General features: G+C 71.7%; 17 protein-coding genes, 1 tRNA gene and 2 pseudogenes. 10 read left to right on the top strand and 10 right to left on the bottom strand.

Annotated features, from left to right (window positions below; all coding sequences use genetic code 11):
* Window positions 1-52: 52 nt before the first annotated feature.
* The 3 genes and pseudogenes from ACLVWQ_RS04810 to ACLVWQ_RS04800 all read right to left on the bottom strand — a co-directional run.
* Window positions 53-1,618, bottom strand: coding sequence for a potassium/proton antiporter (locus ACLVWQ_RS04810; RefSeq protein ID WP_414106882.1), 1,566 nt, complete (start codon window positions 1,616-1,618; stop codon window positions 53-55).
* Between the two features lie 60 nt (window positions 1,619-1,678).
* Window positions 1,679-1,981: a DUF3040 domain-containing protein gene (locus ACLVWQ_RS04805; protein ID WP_414106881.1), complete on the bottom strand. Its 303-nt coding sequence runs from the start codon at window positions 1,979-1,981 to the stop codon at window positions 1,679-1,681.
* 147 nt (window positions 1,982-2,128) lie between these two features.
* A pseudogene (locus tag ACLVWQ_RS04800) lies at window positions 2,129-2,359 on the bottom strand (hypothetical protein); the annotation flags it as partial.
* 346 nt (window positions 2,360-2,705) lie between these two features.
* Here ACLVWQ_RS04800 and ACLVWQ_RS04795 point away from each other — a divergent pair.
* Both ACLVWQ_RS04795 and ACLVWQ_RS04790 read left to right on the top strand, forming a co-directional pair.
* Entirely contained in the window at window positions 2,706-3,659 is a 954-nt protein-coding gene (locus ACLVWQ_RS04795) for a HAMP domain-containing sensor histidine kinase (protein WP_414106880.1), read from the top strand.
* 2 nt (window positions 3,660-3,661) lie between these two features.
* Window positions 3,662-4,321 carry a response regulator gene (locus ACLVWQ_RS04790; RefSeq protein ID WP_414106879.1) on the top strand — a complete coding sequence of 220 codons (660 nt, stop codon included), beginning with the start codon at window positions 3,662-3,664 and terminating at the stop codon, window positions 4,319-4,321.
* 40 nt (window positions 4,322-4,361) lie between these two features.
* On the opposite strand, the gene ACLVWQ_RS04785 is transcribed toward ACLVWQ_RS04790, so the two are convergent.
* Entirely contained in the window at window positions 4,362-5,960 is a 1,599-nt protein-coding gene (locus tag ACLVWQ_RS04785) for a serine/threonine-protein kinase (RefSeq protein WP_414106878.1), read from the bottom strand.
* A gap of 404 nt (window positions 5,961-6,364) precedes the next feature.
* On the opposite strand from ACLVWQ_RS04785, the gene ACLVWQ_RS04780 reads away from it, so the two are divergent.
* Window positions 6,365-6,829 (top strand): ATP-binding protein, encoded by a 465-nt coding sequence (locus ACLVWQ_RS04780; protein WP_414106877.1) that lies wholly within the window; start codon window positions 6,365-6,367, stop codon window positions 6,827-6,829.
* A 182-nt stretch (window positions 6,830-7,011) separates the two neighbouring features.
* Here ACLVWQ_RS04780 and ACLVWQ_RS04775 read toward each other — a convergent pair whose 3' ends face one another.
* From ACLVWQ_RS04775 to ACLVWQ_RS04765, 3 genes are all read right to left on the bottom strand, one after another.
* Complete coding sequence (locus ACLVWQ_RS04775; RefSeq protein ID WP_414106876.1) at window positions 7,012-7,578, bottom strand: snapalysin family zinc-dependent metalloprotease; 567 nt, start codon at window positions 7,576-7,578, stop codon at window positions 7,012-7,014.
* A 176-nt stretch (window positions 7,579-7,754) separates the two neighbouring features.
* A complete protein-coding gene (gene ykgO / locus ACLVWQ_RS04770) occupies window positions 7,755-7,877 on the bottom strand; it encodes a type B 50S ribosomal protein L36 (protein ID WP_414106875.1) in 123 nt (40 codons plus the stop codon).
* Window positions 7,878-7,945: 68 nt separating this feature from the next.
* Complete coding sequence (locus ACLVWQ_RS04765; RefSeq protein WP_414106874.1) at window positions 7,946-8,206, bottom strand: type B 50S ribosomal protein L31; 261 nt, start codon at window positions 8,204-8,206, stop codon at window positions 7,946-7,948.
* Between the two features lie 273 nt (window positions 8,207-8,479).
* Between ACLVWQ_RS04765 and ACLVWQ_RS04760 the strand changes: the two genes are divergently transcribed.
* Window positions 8,480-11,416 (top strand): SpoIIE family protein phosphatase, encoded by a 2,937-nt coding sequence (locus ACLVWQ_RS04760; RefSeq protein WP_414106873.1) that lies wholly within the window; start codon window positions 8,480-8,482, stop codon window positions 11,414-11,416.
* Window positions 11,417-11,451: 35 nt separating this feature from the next.
* Here the strand turns inward: ACLVWQ_RS04760 and ACLVWQ_RS04755 are convergent, their stop codons facing one another.
* Window positions 11,452-11,814 (bottom strand): DUF952 domain-containing protein, encoded by a 363-nt coding sequence (locus ACLVWQ_RS04755; protein ID WP_414106872.1) that lies wholly within the window; start codon window positions 11,812-11,814, stop codon window positions 11,452-11,454.
* 152 nt (window positions 11,815-11,966) lie between these two features.
* Here ACLVWQ_RS04755 and ACLVWQ_RS04750 point away from each other — a divergent pair, with 152 nt between their 5' ends.
* From ACLVWQ_RS04750 to ACLVWQ_RS04725, 6 genes and pseudogenes are all read left to right on the top strand, one after another.
* The gene (locus ACLVWQ_RS04750) at window positions 11,967-13,598 is read left to right on the top strand and encodes a molybdopterin-dependent oxidoreductase (protein ID WP_414106871.1); all 1,632 of its coding nucleotides are present in this window, start codon (window positions 11,967-11,969) and stop codon (window positions 13,596-13,598) included.
* Window positions 13,599-13,717: 119 nt separating this feature from the next.
* Window positions 13,718-14,377 carry a fasciclin domain-containing protein gene (locus ACLVWQ_RS04745; protein ID WP_414106870.1) on the top strand — a complete coding sequence of 220 codons (660 nt, stop codon included), beginning with the start codon at window positions 13,718-13,720 and terminating at the stop codon, window positions 14,375-14,377.
* A gap of 26 nt (window positions 14,378-14,403) precedes the next feature.
* Window positions 14,404-14,610, top strand: a complete 207-nt coding sequence (locus ACLVWQ_RS04740; protein ID WP_414106869.1) for a hypothetical protein — start codon at window positions 14,404-14,406, stop codon at window positions 14,608-14,610.
* Window positions 14,611-14,683: 73 nt separating this feature from the next.
* Window positions 14,684-15,625: a hydroxymethylbilane synthase gene (gene hemC / locus ACLVWQ_RS04735; RefSeq protein WP_414106868.1), complete on the top strand. Its 942-nt coding sequence runs from the start codon at window positions 14,684-14,686 to the stop codon at window positions 15,623-15,625.
* 125 nt (window positions 15,626-15,750) lie between these two features.
* Window positions 15,751-16,320 carry a TetR/AcrR family transcriptional regulator gene (locus tag ACLVWQ_RS04730; RefSeq protein WP_414106867.1) on the top strand — a complete coding sequence of 190 codons (570 nt, stop codon included), beginning with the start codon at window positions 15,751-15,753 and terminating at the stop codon, window positions 16,318-16,320.
* 65 nt (window positions 16,321-16,385) lie between these two features.
* Window positions 16,386-17,201: pseudogene (locus ACLVWQ_RS04725) on the top strand (SGNH/GDSL hydrolase family protein); the annotation flags it as partial.
* 175 nt (window positions 17,202-17,376) lie between these two features.
* Here ACLVWQ_RS04725 and ACLVWQ_RS04720 read toward each other — a convergent pair.
* Both ACLVWQ_RS04720 and ACLVWQ_RS04715 read right to left on the bottom strand, forming a co-directional pair.
* A tRNA-OTHER gene (locus ACLVWQ_RS04720) sits at window positions 17,377-17,466 on the bottom strand.
* Between the two features lie 168 nt (window positions 17,467-17,634).
* Window positions 17,635-18,297 (bottom strand): YceI family protein, encoded by a 663-nt coding sequence (locus ACLVWQ_RS04715; RefSeq protein ID WP_414106866.1) that lies wholly within the window; start codon window positions 18,295-18,297, stop codon window positions 17,635-17,637.
* Window positions 18,298-18,425: the final 128 nt, after the last annotated feature.

The raw sequence follows: 18,425 nt of genomic DNA, 5'->3' as shown, positions 1-18,425 counted from the left end.
CGGTCGGGCGCGCGCCGCCCCTGTCTGTCGGCCGATGACTCCGCGGCCGCTCCTAAAGGGCGTCGGAGCTGGAGGCGGAGGTGGTGGAGGCGGAGTCGGAGACGGCGGATCGGCCGGCCGGCTCGACGTCTCCCCGTTCACCGTGCCAGCGGGCGAGTCTGCCGCGCCTGCCGATCGCGCGCAGTCTGCGTTCGGCGGCGTCCTGGACGCCCGGCGTGGTGATCAGCAGGAGTTCGTCCCCTTCGCGCAGGACGGTGTCGGGGCGGGGAACGACGCTGGTGCCGTCGCGGACGATCAGAGTGATGACGGCGGGTGGCGGCAGCCGCAGCTCGAAGACGGCGACGCCGTGCAGCAGGGAGCCAGGGGGTACGGCGACGGTGAGCAGATCGACGTCGAGCACGTCCAGAGGTGCGGTCTCCACCTGTACGTCGCGCAGTGCGCCGGGCCGGGTCAGACCGAGCCGGCGGGCGACGGCGGGCAGGCTGGGGCCCTGCACCAGGGTGAAGACGACGACCAGCACGAACACGATGTTCAGCAGGTGCCACGCCCCGTCGATGCCGGCCACGATGGGGAAGGTGGCGAGCACGATGGGTACGGCGCCGCGCAGCCCGGCCCAGGAGATGAACACCTGTTCGCGCCAGGGGGTACGGAACGGCAGCAGGCAGATCAGGACGGAGACCGGGCGGGCGATCAGCAGCAGGACCAGGCCCACACCGAGGGCCGGAAGGATCGCCGCGGGCAGTTCGCTGGGCGTGACGAGCAGCCCGAGCATGACGAACAGGCCGATCTGCGCGAGCCAGCCGGCCCCCTCCGCGAACGAGCGGGTCGCGGCGCGGTGCGGCAGCTTCGAGTTCCCGAGGACGAGTCCGGACAGGTAGGCGGCGATGATGCCGCTGGCGTTCGCGACGCCGCCGGCGGCGAAGGCGATGATGCCGAAGCCCACGGTGGCCAGCGGGTACAGACCGGTGGCGGGCAGCGCGATGTGCCGCAGGGCGGCGACACCGATACGGCCGATGAACAGACCGAGGGCGGCGCCCACCACCAGCTGGTAGAGCACGTTGCCCCCGATGGAGGCCGGTCCCGGCAGCTCGGCGGCCGCGGTGGAGAAGACCAGGACCAGGATGATGGTCGGGGCGTCGTTGAAGCCGGACTCGGCCTCCAGCAGCCCGGTGACCTTCTTCGGCAGCGGCAGCGCGCGCAGCACGGCGAAGACGGCGGCGGCGTCGGTGGAGGAGACGATCGCCCCGAGCAGCAGCGCCAGATGCCAGTCCATGCCGAGCAGCAGATGCGCCCCGGTGGCGGTGACGGCCACCGAGACGGCCACGCCCGCGGTGGCCAGTACCCCGGCGGGGGCCAGCAGACGCCGGACGTCCGACCACTGGGTGCTCAGCCCGCCCTCGACGAGGATGACGGCGAGCCCCGCGGTGCCCAGGGACTGGGCGAGTTGGGCGTCGCCGAACTCCAGGCCGATGACGTCCTCTCCGACGATCACGCCGACCGCGAGGAACAGCAGCAGGCTGGGCAGACCGAGACGGTTGGCGGTGCGTGCCGCGGCGATGCTGGCGAGCAGGACCGTGCCGCCGACGAGCAGCACCAGATACAGCTGCTGCAAGGTCATCCAGGTGTCTCCTTCCTGGATCCGACGACTCCGCGACCGGTCCCCTCCTGGCCGGTGTTCTCATGGCCGCCGGTGTCGTGGGGGAGGCGGCCCGTGCCCGCGGGGCCGGGTGCGCTGCGGGTCGAACAGGTCCCCCGCGACACCTGCCAGGACGAGGCTCGCGGCGATGAGCAGTCCGTGGCCGACCCCGATGCCGACGCCCAGGGCCGCCAGAGCGACGGCCAGCAGCAGCCAGGCCCGTCCGTGCCGGTACTCGCGCGGACTGCACGGGCGCCCCGATCCGAGGGCCTCGGCGAACTGCGGGTCGTCGCGCCGCAGCCGGGCCTCGATGCCACGCAGACGCTCGTCGTCGAAGCGGGACATGGCTCCTCCTCCCCGGGGTCGGTGCCGGTACCTGGGCACGGTGGTGGTGGACGGGGACGGCGGGGGGTTCGGGGACTCATGGGCGTCTCCTCATCGGTCGGTTCCTGAGTCGGTTCCTGGGTCGGTCTCTCGGTCGGGCTGTCACGATCACGCCAGGGCGAAGTAGCGCAGCCACACATACGCGGCGGCCACGCTCACGGTGACGGCGGTGACGACCAGGCCGTAGCGGCTGAACTGCCAGAACGAGATGTGGTGGCCGCTGCGTTCGGCGAGCCCGACCACGACGACGTTCGCCGAGGAGGCGATGATCGTGGCGTTGCCGCCCAGGTCCGCGCCCAGCGCGAAGGACCACCACAGCACTCCGGCCTCTTCCTCGCCCCGCCGTCCCTCCCCTCCCACCGATGTCCATGCGTCGACCGGCGCCTCGGACGCCGGGGACAGGGCCTGGCCTCAACGGTCACCCGGTGCGCGACACCGCGACCATCCGCATCGACACCCATTTCCGAGGGCGGTGAACATGTAGGCGAAGCCACCGCGCCTACGGCGAAATGGGTGCTGCCCCCGATGGACGGACTCCCGTCCGCCCCCGCAGGCTGACAAGTGCGGCACCCACGCCAGTCGGCTGCCGCGGACACGACGGTCAGGAGAAGAGGTGCCTCATGGGCCGAGCGGCCGACCCGAACGGGCCATAGTGGGTCATATGCATCGAGGAGGCAAACCGGCTGTGTCTCTGTTCTGGCGGATCTTCCTGCTCAACGCCGCGGTACTCATCGCCGCCACGGCCCTGCTCCTGCTCGGCCCCGTCACCGTGTCCACCCCGGTACTGCTGACCGAGGCGCTGATCCTGACCGCCGGACTCGCCGTCATGCTGATCGCCGACGTCGTCCTGCTGCGGCTCGGCCTCGCTCCCTTGCAGCGCCTCACGCGCGCCATGGCCACCATCGACCTGCTGCGCCCCGGTCCCCGCCCGGTTCCCGCCGGGCACGGCGAGATCGCCGACCTGATCAAGACGTTCAACAGCATGCTCGGCCGGCTGGAGGCCGAACGCGCCACCAGCAACGCCCGCGCGCTGTCCGCGCAGGAGGCCGAGCGCCGCCGTATCGCCCAGGAACTGCACGACGAGATCGGGCAGACCCTCACCGCCGTCCTGCTCGAACTCAAACGCGTGGCCGACCAGGCCCCCGCGTCCCTGCGGGCCGAGTTGCACCAGGTCCAGGAGACCACCCGGGACAGCCTGGACGAGATCCGCCGTATCGCCCGCAGGCTGCGCCCCGGCGTACTCGAGGAACTCGGTCTGGTCAGCGCCCTCAAGTCGCTGACCACCGAGATCCCCACCCACTCGGGACTCACCGCGAGGCGACGCCTGGAGACCCCGCTGCCCGACCTCGGCGCGGAAGCCGAACTGGTCCTCTACCGCGTCGCCCAGGAAAGCCTCACCAACACCGTCCGCCACGCCCACGCGACCCATCTGGAGCTCACCCTGAGCCGCATTCCCGCCGGCATCGAACTGCGCATCCGTGACGACGGCCGGGGGCTCCGCGGAGCCCCCGAAGGAGCCGGCATCCGGGGCATGCGCGAACGCGCCCTGCTCGTCGGCGCCGACCTCGCCCTCGGCCCCAGCCCCGAGGGAGGCACCGAAGTGCGCCTCGTCGTGCCCGTCCGCAACAGGAGCGAGTGACCATGCCCGAGCCGACGAAGACCCGCATCCTGCTCGCCGACGACCACGCCCTGGTACGCCGCGGGGTGCGCCTCATCCTCGACAGCGAACCGGATCTGACCGTCGTCGCCGAGGCCGGTGACGGAGCCGAGGCCATCGAGGCGGCCCGCACCGAGGAGCCCGACCTGGCCATCCTCGACATCGCCATGCCTCGGCTGACCGGCCTGCAGGCGGCCCGCGAACTCTCGCGCCTCCAGCCGGACCTGCGCATCCTCATCCTGACCATGTACGACAACGAACAGTTCTTCTTCGAGGCGCTCAAGGCAGGCGCCGCCGGGTACGTCCTCAAATCCGTCGCCGATCGTGACCTCGTCGAGGCCTGCCGCGCCACCATGCGCGACGAGCCCTTCATCTACCCCGGGGCGATCAACGCCCTCATCCGCAACTACCTCGACCGGGCCAGGGACGGCGTCGACCTCCCCGCGAAGGCCATCACCGACCGCGAGGAGGAGATCCTCAAACTCGTCGCCGAGGGCCACACCTCGCAGGAGATCGCCGACCTTCTCGTCATCAGCGTCAAGACCGTCGAACGCCACCGTGCCAACCTGCTGCAGAAGCTCGGCCTCAAGGACCGCCTGGAACTCACGCGTTACGCGATCCGGGCGGGCCTCATCGAACCGTGAGCGCGGTCCGCCCGGCCTCGACCGGTGCGACAGGCGCCGGTCAGTCCGGCAGTCCGCGGAAGGTCGCCAGGAAGGTCTTCAGCGCCTGCCGGTTCCCCGCGGTCGCCCAGTCGGCGTCCGGGGCCGTCCAGCGCAGCGAGAAGCCCTCGCCGCCCCCGATGAGGAACCCCCGTCCGAAGGTGCGTACCCGGGTGGTCCCGGACTCCTCGACCCACTCCATGTCCGCGGCCCTGCGCCCCTGGTAGGTCGTCGCACGGATCGCGCCCACCCGGTCGTAACCGTCCGCCTGCCGCAGCGTGGGCTCCACGGTGTCCCGCCACACGGCGACGGGGTCGGAGCCGACCCGGGTGCTGTAGGTGACCGCCAGGTTCCGCGGGTCGCCGTCGGCTCCGAAGACGACCCGGTAGGAGCGGTCCTCGGCACGGTCGGTACTCAGCCGCCGCCAGCCCTCGGGCAGGGCGACGGCGAAGCCCTCCGACGCCGTGTAGAGGCGGAAGCCCGCCGGAAGGGCCCCGGTGGCGGAGGGCGTGGGCGTGGCGGAGGGCGACAGCGGAGGAGCGGAGGAGGGGGCGGCGGAGGAGCCGGTCGTGGAGCCCTCGGTTCCGGGCGCGGGCGTACGCACGCCGCCCCCGTCCCCGTTCGCACCTCCGTTCGCACCTCCGTCTCCGGTCGGCAGCCGGGGACCGGTGTGGGAGGCCGCCGCGCCGGACACCGACGAGTCGACACCTGAGCTGTCCCCGGTCGCGGCGAGGGCGGTGACCGTCACGGCGACGGCGGCGACCGCGGCTCCGACGAGCGTCACGCGGCCGAGGTTCCGCCGGTCCCGGACCCTGCCCACCACGGCCGCCAGGCGGTGGGCCGACGGCTCCGGCGGCACGACCGCCGTCCGCACGGTCGCGGAGGCGTCGTCGACGATGCGGACGAGGGCGTCGCGGACCACCGGTCCCGTGAGCCGTTCCCGGGAGTCCTTGCGGAGCAGGCCCTGGACGATCCGGCCGAGTGGACCGGCGCGCCGCGGGCCGGCCACCGGCAGCCTGCCGATCGATTTGAGGGTCGCCTCCGGATGGCCACGGTCGCGGAAGGGCGGGCGGCCCTCGGTCATCGTGTAGAGCAGCGCGCCCAGCGCCCACAGGTCGGCCGGCGAACCGTAGGACCCACCACCGGCCTGTTCCGGGGACGCGTACGCCGGAGCGCCGATCCGTGCCGTCGGAACCGCGCCCGCCAGGCCGTACCCCGTCACGACCACGCCGCCCTGGTCCCGCGCGAACACCTGGCCGAGGCTCAGCTCGCCGTGGACGAGGCCCTGGCCGTGCGCGGACTCCAGCACGTCGAGGAGGTCGAGTCCGATCCGGGCGGCCCTCACGTGGTCGAGTGCGCCGTACTGGTGGAGGAACTCGCCCAGCGGCATGCCGTCGATCCACTCGACGACCGTCCACAGGTTGCCGGACTCCTCGACGACGTCGATGACGCCGGCCACGCTGCCCGGACACCGCAGCCCCATGACCTCGGAGGTGTACACGATCCGCGCGGCGGCCCGACCGGCCCGGCCGGGCGACGGATCGGGCGGCAGCCGCGTCTGCGTCAGCAGCCGCGGACGCGCGTACTCGATGTCCTCGCCGTACCAGCAGACACAGTTCACCTCACTGTGGACGACCTCCTGCAGCCGATATCTTCCGGCGACCAACTCGTGTGCAGCGGGACCCGCGTCACCCATGCCCATCCCTCGCTGAAGCCTTGCTCCCAGTCACCAGGAATACGCAGCGAGCCACGTCCCGCGTTCAACGGATTCGCGACCACCGAGGGGAAAAGCGGGACGTGCGACCTCCCCAGGCTCCACGTCCCACTTTCCCGCGACATGGACTACCCCCGAGCCGCGGCCTTACTCCACCCGCTCCTCGACCCCTCTGCTCGACCCCGGCGAAGGATCGTGAACCTCGGGGTCACGGGGCGCCGTTGCCGCCCGGCTGAATTTCGTGAGCGGCGGATGCGTACGAAGCGAGGCCGGGGGTACAAGCGGGCGAGCACAGGGTGAGGGCGGACTGCATGGAACCACTGATCGAGGGCGGAGGCCGTATGGCGCCGCAGCGTGGCCGCATAGAGACCACAGTTGCTCTGGAAGGCGATTCGCTCTGCATCGCCGAGGCCCGCCATCTCGCGGCCGACTTCCTCTCGCGGGCCCAGGCCGAACACGGCCTGCCGGTGACGGACCGGACGATCGCCCTGACCCAGCTGGTGGTGAGCGAGCTGGTCACCAACGCGCTGAAGTACGCGCCGGGACCGGTCCTGGTCGATCTGCGGATCGCCGAGGGGACGCTCGAGGTGGCTGTCTGGGACAGCGATCCGGTGCTGCCGGTGGCCAGAACGGCGGATCCCGGACGAGTGGGTCAGCACGGCCTGGAGATCGTCATGGCGATCTGCGAGAGCTTCGAGGCCCGCAGGGAGCCGGTCGGCAAACACATCACGGCCCGGATCGCCCTGCTCTCCGATCCCGACCTCGACACCTTCTGACACCCGTCAGGCGCGGCTCCGTACACCCACAGAGCCCACAGAGCCCACAGGCCCCACAGGCCCCCGGGTACGCCCGTACGCCTTGCGTACCTGTACGCCCGTACGCCCCGGAACACGGCGCTCGCTCCGGGGCCTACGGCTCTCTCACCTGGCCGTCCTACGCGTCAGGCGGTTCGGGCTCCTCAGTCCACGAGCACGGCACCGAACGGCACCGCTCCGGCCCTCCCCGCGAGCGCGCCACCGAAGTTGCCCTCGACCTCGGTCTTCTCCGCCGCGTTCGGATAGGGGTTCGTGCACGCGGTTCCGGCGCTGGAACCGGACATCAGACTGGAGCACGGACCGGGCTTGCGGTCCGGCAGGCCGAGGATGTGCCCCAGCTCGTGGGACGAGATACGGATCGTGTCGTAGCCCTGATCCACCGCCTGCCGTCCGATCCAGACGGTTCCGTTGCCCAGCGAGGTGGTCTGGGCGCGCGGCCAGCCGTCGTCCGCCACGACCCGGACGTTGGCACGCTGCCCGGACGCGACGGGCTGCAGTTCGACGGCGTCGACGCTCTCGTTCCAGATCGCGGCGCCTCGGTCCACCGCGGTCCTGAACTCCGCGGTGCCGCTCGCGTCGTAGGTGACGACGCGTGCGGCCGCGGTGTGGTCCGCGACCGGGGCCTGGGCGGCCACGGCCTGGCCACCCATCAGGGAGAAGGTCACCGCCAGGACGGCGGCGAGTCCTCCGGTCAGCTTTCGGACGTGCATGGTCGACCTCCTTGTGGGGGAAAGGTAGTCGTGCACATGACATGACATACCCTGGCTCCCTTCCCCGCAAGGACCGACACCGATCCGTCGATCCGTCCGCCACCGGGCAGTCGTGGCACACACGAGGGCCCGGCCCCTTCTCCAGGGACCGGGCCCACCGGCACGCCCGCGCCGCGTCAGCCCTGGCGGGCCTTGAAACGCGGGTCCTTCTTGTTGATCACGAAGACCCTGCCGCGCCGGCGCACCACCTGCGCCCCGGGCCTGGACTTCAGCGAACGCAACGAATTGCGCACCTTCATGACCGCACTCCCTTCCTGTTCATCCGCCGCCTGCACGTCGGCCGGCCGTCATCGGGTCCCGCGTGCCGTCACCGGGCGGCCGACGCCGTACGGCCGTAACGCCGCTCGAAACGCTCCACGCGCCCCGCGCTGTCGACGATCCGCGCGTTCCCCGTGTAGAAGGGATGGCCGGCCGACGAGACCTCCACGTCGATCAGCGGGTAGGTGTTGCCGTCCTCCCACTCGATCGTCGCCGCCGAGGTCGCGGTCGAGCGGACGAGGAACGCGGCGTCCGAGGCGCGGTCACGGAAGACGACCGGACGGGAGACGGGATGGATGCCGAGCTTCATGAGGTTTCCTCCCTTGCGGCCGTACGCCGACGGGCGACGGCCACCCCATCTCGGTTGATGGGGCCATGTCATGCACACCCGGTACAACCGGACCCCGGGCGGCCCTATTCCCCGCGCCCCGTTCCCCGCCCCTTCTTCCTCGCCCGCTCGTCCCCTTCCGCGGTCCCGAGCAGGGCTCCCGCCGGTGGTGTTCGCGAACGCGAGCACCCGCGGGTCAGTGAGGGTCGTGCGGAGCACGGCTTCTGCCAAGGTCTGAGCGCTAAGGTTCGCAATATGAACGCGCGGCTGGATCTTCTCGGCACGGTGGCCCCCGGTGCCACGGAAAGCGAGGTCTTCCGGCTGGCGCTGCAGCACGCGATGGGCGAACTGGGCGCGCTGGGAGGAGCGATCCACCTGCGTGGGCCCATGTCCGCACTGCGACTGGTGTCGGCGGTCGGTCTGCCGTCCGCCCTCACCGCCGCGTGGGAGATCGCCGACCAGGAGGGGCCGTCGGCACCGGCCCTCGCCCTCCAGCAGGGCAGCGGCGTATGGGTCCCGCCGGACTCCACCGCGGACTGGCCCGGCTCCGGCTTCGCCGCCCTGCCGGTGTCCAGCGGGAACCGCCGCATCGGTGCGCTCACCGTCCTGACGGGCGAGCAGGGCGAACCCACCGCGCGGCAGTGGGACTTCCTGCGGGCCGTCGTCGGCTGGGCCGAGGAACGCATCCTCCAGTCCCCGCCGACGTCCGGACCCGTGCAGACCGAACCGAGCGGTGAACGGCTGCGGCAGGCCCTCAAGGAAGTCAGCGTCGGATCGTGGGACTGGGACATCCGTACCGGCGAGCTGCTCTGGGACGAGGCGGCGCTGGAGCTCTACGGCACCGGGCCCGCCGACTTCAGCGGCCGGATCGAGAACTGGATGAGGGTCGTCCACCCCGACGACCTGCCACCGACCCTGGCGGCCGTGCAGCGGGCGATCCACGGCCGCACCGTCTTCGAGGCCGAGTACCGGGTGCGGCGCCCGGACGGCTCGTACGGCTGGACCCAGGCCCGCGGCCGGGCGACGTACGACGATCAGGGCGAGGCCCTGCGGATGGTCGGCGTGGGCTGGGAGAGCGACGAGTCCCGCTCCGCCCGGGACGCCCTGAGCCGGGCACTGCGCCATATGAGCGACGGCTTTCTGTCCGTGGACGAGGAATGGCGGATCACCTTCGCCAACCTGGAGGCGGAACGCACGCTGCACTTCTCGGAGGAGGAGCTGTTCGGGCGGGCCCTGTGGGACCTCCCCTCCACCCGGCACATCACCGGTCTGGAGGAGCGCTGCCGGGAAGCCGCGGCCCAGGACAAGCCCGTCGGCTTCGACGTCCGGGGACCCAACACCGGGCGCGTCTACCACGTGCGGCTCGTCCCCGGACCCGACGGCCGCACGCTCTACTTCACCGACGAGACCGACAGCCGGCGCCAGGCCGAGGCACAGCGGGCCGCCGAGCGGGCCACGGCCGACCGGGCGGCCCGGATCGCGGAGCTGACCGCGGACCTCGCCAAGGCGACGACCTCCCAGGACGTGGTGGACACCGTGGCCCGGCGGGTGCTGCCGCCGTTCGCCGCCACCGGGCTCCTGATGCAGGTCGTCGAGGGCGACCGGCTGCACCGCGTGGGAGCCGTCGGCTACTCGGACGAGTTCCTGGAACTGCTCGACGGCCGGACCCGGCCGCTCGGTGACCTGGCCTGGGAACCGATCAGGTCGGGCAGGCCCCTGTTCCTGTCCTCCGTGGCGGAGTTCGCCGCGCACGCGCCGGACCGGGCCGGCATCCCCGCGCTGGCCGGCAAGCAGGCCTGGGCGTTCCTGCCGCTGGCCGCGTCCGGCAACTCGTTCGGCGTATGCGTCGTGTCCTTCGACCGCCCGCGCCTGCTCACCGACGAGGAGCGCACCCTGCTGGCCACGATCAGCGCGCTCGTCGCGCAGGCCCTGGAACGGGCCAGGCTCTACGACGCCGAGCACGCCCGGTCCCGCGAGCTCCAGCGCAGCCTGCTGCCCCAGGGGCTGCCCGACCTGGCCGCGTGCACGGCCGCCGCCCGCTATCTCCCCGCGAGCCAGGGCATGGACGTGGGCGGCGACTGGTACGACATCATCCCGCTGTCCGGCGGCCAGGTCGCCCTCGTCGTCGGCGACGTGATGGGCCACGGCCTGCCCGAGGCGGCCACCATGGGCCGTCTGCGCACCGCCGTGCACACCCTGGCCGACCTCGAACTGCCCCCCGACGAGATCATGAGCCACCTGAACGACATCGTCGGCGGCATGGCCGAGGAGTCGTACGCCACCTGTCTGTACGCGCTCTACGACTCCACCACCCGGACGTGCTCCATCGCCCGTGCGGGGCACCCGCCGCCCGCCCTGGTCCACCCCGACGGCAGCGTCCACTTCCCGGAACCGGCCGCCGACCCGCCGCTCGGCGCGGCGAAGCCGCCGTTCGAGACGGTGGAGATGGCGGTGCCCGAGGGAAGCCTGATCGTGCTCTACACCGACGGCCTGGTCGAGTCGGCGAAGCGGGACATCGACACGGGCATGGCGGACCTGGCGCGGCTGCTGCGCACCACGCACGAGGACGGCACCAGCGCGGACCTGGAGCACCTCTGCGACGCTCTCACGGCCGGCCTGCTGCCCACCGAGGTGCAGGCGGCCGACGACGCGGCGTTCCTCGTCGCCCGTCTGCACGCGCTGCCCCAGGACAGGATGGCGGCCTGGCCCCTCCCCAGGGACCCCAAGGCGGCCGGCCAGGCCCGTCGCCATGTCCGCGGGCAACTGGCCGTCTGGGGCCTCGACGATCTCGTACCCTCCACGGAACTCCTCGTCAGCGAGCTGGTGGGCAACGTCGTACGGCATGCCAAGGGCCCGGTCCGCCTCCGGCTGCTGTACGGCGCCGAGCTGATCTGCGAGGTCTTCGACGGCAGCCTGACGATGCCCCGCATCCGCCGCGCGTCGGAGAGCGACGAGGGGGGCCGCGGGCTGCAGTTGGTGACGGCGCTCTCCGAGCGCTGGGGGGTGCGCTACACGTCGACGGGCAAGTGCATCTGGACGGAGCAGGTCCTGCTCGGCCCGGACGGCGGCCACGAGGACCGGACGGCCGACGGACCGGCCCCGGACTTCTTCGACCCTGCCACGTTCGCCGCGGACCTGGACGGCGACCTGGACGGCGACCTGGATCCGGACCTGCGCCCCCGCGAGCCGTAGACCCGGCCGGCAGCGTGCCGTGAAGGGTGCCGTCGTCACTCCGGCGGTTGCAGTCCCGCCGCCCGGCCGTCGGCGTCCCACCGGATCTCCAGGACGCGCTCGACGGCGTCCCGGTCGATGGGACCGAACAGATGGGGGAACAGGACGTCCGCGCCGACCCCGGGTGGCGGAGCGGGGTCCGCCGCCTCGAACTCCAGCCTGGCGGTGAGCCGGGTCTCGTCGAGGACCACCGCGAGAAGCGGCCTGGGCAGGGTCCGGTAGAAGGCGTCGGCGACGGCCAGAGCGGTCGCCTCGTCGGGCGCGCAGTGGACGAACCCGTCCTGCGCGAGGGAGGCGGGCGCGTACGGGGCCTCGGGGTGGGCGCTCCAGTCACCGAGCGTCACAACGTGATAGATCATGAGCTGGTTATACGACAACGGGTGTCCCGGAAAACCACGGACGCACATTGTCTTCATCCGTTGCCGGGAGCTCCCCGGATTGGTCCGGAAAAGAAGTGCCTCTGATCGAGTGATCGACCAATCCGTCCGCCCGTCAGGACCGGATTCCCCACGTGACGGACGACAAGAAGCAATCGCGAATTACCCGCAGTTGGCTGCGGCGGGCACTCGCCGCGCTCAGCGGCCTCCTGGCGGGTTTCGCCGCGCTCGCCGTCGCCGAACTGGCGGCCGCAGGGGTGCGTCCCCAGTCCGGCCCGGTCATCGCGGTCGGCGGCGCGGCGATCGACCGCACCCCGGTGGCCGTGAAGGACTGGGCCATTCGGAATTTCGGCACCAACGACAAATTGATCCTGCAGCTCGGGATTCTTGCCGCACTGGTGCTGTTTGCGATCGTGTTGGGTCTGTTCGCTCTGCGCCACCGGCGGTCGGGCGCCGCGGGCGTCCTCCTGTTCGGTGTCGTCGGCGCGGCGGCGGCGACCGGTCGGCCCGATTCGACCGGCTTCACCGACGCGTTGCCTTCCGTGGCGGGCGCGGTGGTCGCGGCCGGGCTTCTGTACCTCCTCATCGGCAGGCTCCAGGTCCGCTCCACGCGGCCCGACCGCACCGGCGCGGGTGCCGCGGACTCCGTGGAGGGGGGTTCGCCCGGTGATCCGGGATGGGACCGCCGTGGCTTCGTGATCGCGGCGAGTGCCGCCGCGGCCGCGTCCGCCGGCGTCGGACTGCTGGGCCGCACCCTGAGCGGTTCGAAGAGCCGTGAGGCTGCCGCCTCACGCGCGGACGTCGTACTCCCCACGCCTGCCGACCGCGCGGACGCGATTCCCAGGGGCGCCCAGCTCCGGATCCGCGACGTGAGTGACTTCACCACCCCGAACAAGGACTTCTACCGCGTGGACACCGCACTCGTGGTGCCCAAGGTGGACGCGACCACCTGGAAACTGCGCATCCACGGCAAGGGGGTCTCCCGGCCCCGCACGCTCACCTTCGACGACCTGCTGCGCCGCGAACTGATCGAGCGGGACATCACGCTCACCTGCGTGTCGAACGAGGTCGGCGGCCCGTACGTGGGCAACGCCCGCTGGATCGGCGTACGGCTGGACGAACTGCTGGCCGAGTGCGGGGTGAAGCCGCCCTCCCGGGGCGGCCCCGCCGACCAGTTGGTGGCCCGCTCGGTGGACGGCATGACGATCGGCAGCCCGGTCGACGACGTCATGGACGGCCGCGACGCCCTCCTCGCCGTCGGGATGAACGGTGAGCCGCTGCCCTTCGCCCACGGCTTCCCGGTCCGGATGGTGGTGCCCGGCCTGTTCGGTTACGTCTCGGCCTGCAAATGGATCCAGGACATCGAACTCACCACGTTCGACGACTACGACGCCTACTGGGTCAAGCGCACCTGGGCCCGGCGGGCGCCGATCAAGACCCAGTCACGGATCGACACCCCCAAGCCGTTCGCCCGCCCCCAGGCCGGCTCGGTCATGGTCGCGGGGGTCGCCTGGGCGCAGCACCGCGGCATCGACAAGGTCGAGGTCCGGGTCGACGAGGGTCCCTGGCAGGAGGCCCGGCTCGCGGCCGAGGACTCGCGGGACACCTGGCGCCAGTGGTCCTACGACTGGCCCGCCACCCAGGGCGGCCACACCCTCACCGTCCGGGCCACGGACCGCACCGGTGCGGTGCAGACGGAGAAGCGGACCGGCACCGTCCCCGACGGCGCCAGCGGCCGGCACTCGGTCGTGGTGACCGTCGACTGACCCCTGACCTGCGACGCGCGCCCCGAGCCGCTCGCCCCCCTTCAGCCACCTTTCCCACCCGAATCCACATCCCCGAACGAACGCAGCTCCGGCTGTGTCCAACCCGCTAGGAGAACACCATGAACACCCGTATCCGCCGTGTCGCCCTCGCCGTCACCGTGGCCGCCGTGCTCCCGCTGTCCCTGAGCGCCTGCTCCGACGACAGCGACGACTCCGCCAAGGCGGACTCCTCCGGCAAGGCCTCGGCCCCCGCCACCGCGTCCGACGACGACATGGGCAGCTCCGGCGACGCCGCCACGAAGGACGAGCCCTTCGGCCCGGGCTGTGCGTCGGTGCCCACGAGCGGCTCCGGCTCCTTCGACGGCATGGCCAAGGACCCGGTCGCCACCGCCGCCTCCAACAACCCCGACCTGTCCACCCTGGTGACAGCCGTCAAGAAGGCCGGCCTGGTCGACACCCTCAACAACGCCAAGGACATCACCGTGTTCGCGCCGACCAACGACGCCTTCGCGAAGATCCCGAAGGCCGACCTGGACAAGGTCCTCGCCGACAAGGCCCAGCTCACCAAGATCCTCACCTACCACGTCGTCGGCCAGAAGCTCGCCCCCAAGGACCTGGAGAACGGCTCCTACCCGACCCTGGAGAAGTCGAAGCTCACCACCTCCGGCTCCGGCGAGTCCTACACCGTCAACGACTCCGCCAAGGTCGTCTGCGGCGACGTCAAGACCGCCAACGCCAACGTCGAGATCATCGACACCGTCCTGATGCCCACCGGCTGACCGACCCGCGCGGGTACGCTGCCTCCATGACGCAGGAGCTGCCTCCGCCGGCCGGCGCGGAGATCACCACGACGGACTGCCGCCAGTGCGGCGCCCAGGTGAGCGGGCTCAACAACCGCTACGCGTGCTCGTACTGCGGCTGGGTCAACCACTGGTCGGAGGGCTCCAACACGCTGCCCTCGGCCGAGGACGACCTGGACCACCCCGGCCTGCGAAGCGCCCCCGGCCCCTGAGTTCGCGCCCGCCGAGCGGTGCGACGGTCCACCGGGAGGCCCACGGTGCGCGTGCGGCCCACGGTCTATCGTGGTGGCCATGCACGCTCCCGAACTGATCCGCATCGTCTCCCGCGACTCGCCCATGGCCCTGTCCCAAGTGGCGCGCGTACGGGCCGAGCTGGCCGCGCTCCACCCCGGCACACGCACCGAGGTCGTCCCCGTGAAGACGACCGGCGACAAGTGGCTGGGCGACCTCGCCGAGGTCGAGGGCAAGGGGGCGTTCACCAAGGAGGTCGACGCCGCGCTGCTGTCCGGTGAGGCCGACCTGGCGGTGCACTGCGTCAAGGACGTGCCGGCCGACCGGCCGCTCCCCGCGGGCACCGTGTTCGCCGCGTTCCTCAAGCGGGACGACATCCGTGACGCCCTGATCCACCCGGACGGGCTCCGTCTCGACGAACTGCCCGCCGGGACCCGGATCGGGACCTCCTCCGTGCGCCGCGTCGCGCAGCTCGCCGCCTCCCGTCCGCACCTGCGGTGCGTGCCCTTCCGGGGCAACGCGAACCGGCGCCTGGAGAAGCTCGCGGCGGGCGAGGCGGACGCGCTGCTGCTCGCGGTCTCGGGTCTGGAGCGCATCGGCCGCGCCGATGTGATCACCGAGGTCCTCTCCCCCGAGACGATGATGCCGCCGATCGGGGCGGGCATCCTCGCCCTGCAGTGCCGTGAGGGCGACAGCGCGGTCATCGACGCCGTCAGTGCCCTCGGCGACCCGGACACCCATCGCGAGGCCACCGCGGAGCGCATGTTCCTGCACGTCCTCCAGGGGCACTGCAATTCACCGATCGCCGGTTACGCCACGGCCGGCCGGGGCGGTGAACTGTCCCTGCGCGCCTGTGTGTTCACCCCGGACGGCAAGACCCAGCTCAACGCCCACGAGTGGGCCGGCCGACTCGACCCCGCCACCCTCGGCACCTCCGTGGCCGTCGCCCTGCTGCGCCAGGGCGCCCGCGACCTGATCGACGGCATCACCCACTGACGGAGGCGGCCGGCGAGCGACCCGGGCGGGCGGCCCACAGCGGCTCCCCTACCTTCACCGTGCACTCATTTGCCTAAACGCTTTAGGCAAATGCATAATGGTTCCTACCCGACGGGAGGGACCTCATGGTTCGCGTAGGACTGACCACGGAACGCCTCGTGCGGGCGGGCGCGGAGCTGGCCGACGAGGTCGGCTTCGACCAGGTGACCCTGTCCGCGCTCGCCAGGCGGTTCGACGTCAAGGTCGCGAGCCTGTACTCGCACCTGAAGAACTCCCAGGACCTCAGGACCGGGATCGCGCTGCTCGCCCTGGAGGAGCTGGCCGACCGGGGCGCCGCCGCACTGGCCGGACGGGCCGGCAAGGACGCCCTCGTCGCCATGGCGAACGTCTACCGCGACTACGCCGCCGAGCATCCCGGCCGCTATGCCGCCGCGCAGCTCAAGCTCACCCCCGAGGCCGCGGCGGCCAGCGCCGGAGGCCGGCACTCACAGATGACGCGGGCCATCCTGCGCGGCTACGACCTCACGGAACCCGACCAGACCCACGCGGTCCGGCTGCTGGGCAGCGTCTTCCACGGCTACGTCAGCCTGGAACTGGCCGGCGGGTTCAGCCACAGCGCCCCCGACTCGCAGGAGACCTGGACCCGGGTCCTGGACGCCCTCGACGCGCTGCTGCGGAACTGGCCCGCCCCGTAGAGCCGGGCCCGCCCGCACGCCCCGCCCCACCGAACCGCCCCCACCGAACCGACAAGGTCGAAGCCATGCACACCAAGGACAACTGGATCACCACGCCCATCACCGAGGACCTCCTGCGCGGCGCCCTCGACCTGGAACCCACCGAGCACGGCGTGCTGCCGCACCGGCTGCCCGCCTGGGCCCGCGCCCAGTACACCGACGGACAGCTGGCCATGGCCGAGTCCCAGCCGTCGGGCGTACGGCTGGTCCTGCGCACCCGGGCCACCGCCGTCGAACTGGACACCCTGCCCACCAAGCGGGTCTACGTGGGCGCCCCACCGCGCCCGGACGGCGTGTACGAACTCCTCGTCGACGGAGTTCCGGCGGGCCAGGACAGTGTGCGCGGCGGCAGGACGCTGACCGTCGACATGACCGACGGAAGCTTCGAGCTCAAGACCGGTCCGGTCGGCACCCTCCGCTTCACCGGCCTGCCCGACGGCGACAAGGACGTCGAGATCTGGCTGCCGCACAACGAGACCACCGAGCTCGTCGCGCTGCGCACCGACGCCCCGGTCGAGCCCGCGCCGGACCGGGGGCGCAGGGTGTGGCTGCACCACGGCAGCTCCATCAGCCATGGTTCCGACGCCGCGGGGCCGACCAGCATCTGGCCCGCCCTCGCCGCCTCCCGCGGCGGCGTGGAGCTGATCAACCTGGGCCTGGGCGGCAGCGCGCTGCTCGACCCGTTCGTGGCGCGCACCCTGCGGGACACCCCGGCCGATCTGATCAGCCTCAAGATCGGCATCAACCTGGTCAACGCCGACGTGATGCGGCTGCGCGCGTTCACCCCCGCCGTCCACGGCTTCCTCGACACCGTCCGCGAGGGCCACCCCGACACGCCCCTGCTGGTCGTCTCGCCGATCCTGTGCCCCATCCACGAGGACACCCCCGGCCCGAGCGCCCCGGACCTCGCCGACATGTCCGACGGGAAACTGCGGTTCGTGGCCATGGGCGACCCGGCGGAGAAGGCCGCCGGGAAGCTGACCCTGCGGGTCATCCGGGACGAGCTGGCCCGGATCGTGGCGCAGCGGGCGCAGGAGGACCCGAACCTGCACCACCTCGACGGTCTCCGGCTCTACGACGAGGCCGACTTCGCCGAACTGCCGCTGCCCGACCAGCTCCACCCGGACGCGGCCACCCACCGTCTCATCGGCGAACGCTTCGCCGAGCAGGTCTTCGGCGCCACCGGAGCGTTCGCGCCCCGGAGCGTCTGACCGGACGGCGGAACGGAGGGAGCTCGGGCCCCCGCCCGGCCGCGGACTGCTGCCGGAGCGGGGCTCAGCCCGTCGGCGGGGTGGCGCGGATGGCGGCGATGTCGAACTGGAGGCGGACCTTGTCGCTCACCATGGCGCCGCCCTCGGCCAGCCTGGCGTTGTAGGTCAGGCCCCAGTCCGAGCGGTTGATGGTGGTGGTGCCGTCGAAGCCGACGCGCTCGTAGCCGAACGGGTCGGTGACATAGCCGATGTAGGTCAGCTCCAGGACGACGGAACGCGTCCTGTTCTTGATGGTGAGGTCGCCGGTCATCCGGTAGACGTCACTGTCCGCGAGTTGCACCGAGGTGCTGAGGAACCGCATGTGCGGGTAGGTCGCGGAATCCAGGAAGTCACGTCCGGCCACGTGGCTGTCGCGCTGGTCCACACCCGTCTCGACACTGGCGGTGGACATCACGATCTCGGCCCCCGAGCGAGACGGGTCGCGGCCGTCGAAGTACAGGCGGCTCTGGTAGTCCGTGAACGCGCCCCGCACCGTCGTGACCATGGCGTGCCGGACGGAGAAGCCGATCCTGCTGTGCGCGGGGTCGATGACCCAGTTTCCGGTCAGCATTCTCGGGTCGGGTTCCGACGGACCGCCCTGGGGGAAAACGGGCGGTCCCGCGGGCCGTTCCGGTTCGACGAGAGTGGTCGAGCGGCGGGGAGAAGCACCTCGACTAAAAAGATTCATGACTCACCTAGCTATTGCGCAATAGATATTTCCGCAACCCAAACCAAGATCCACGAGTTTACCGGATTCATACCCGCAGACCGGCCGACGACCCCCGCCCGGCGCATGGCCCACAGAATCCACACACC

This window comes from Streptomyces sp. CWNU-52B (assembly GCF_047444975.1).
GTDB lineage: Bacteria > Actinomycetota > Actinomycetes > Streptomycetales > Streptomycetaceae > Streptomyces.
This window is presented reverse-complemented; position numbering and strand designations above follow the sequence as displayed.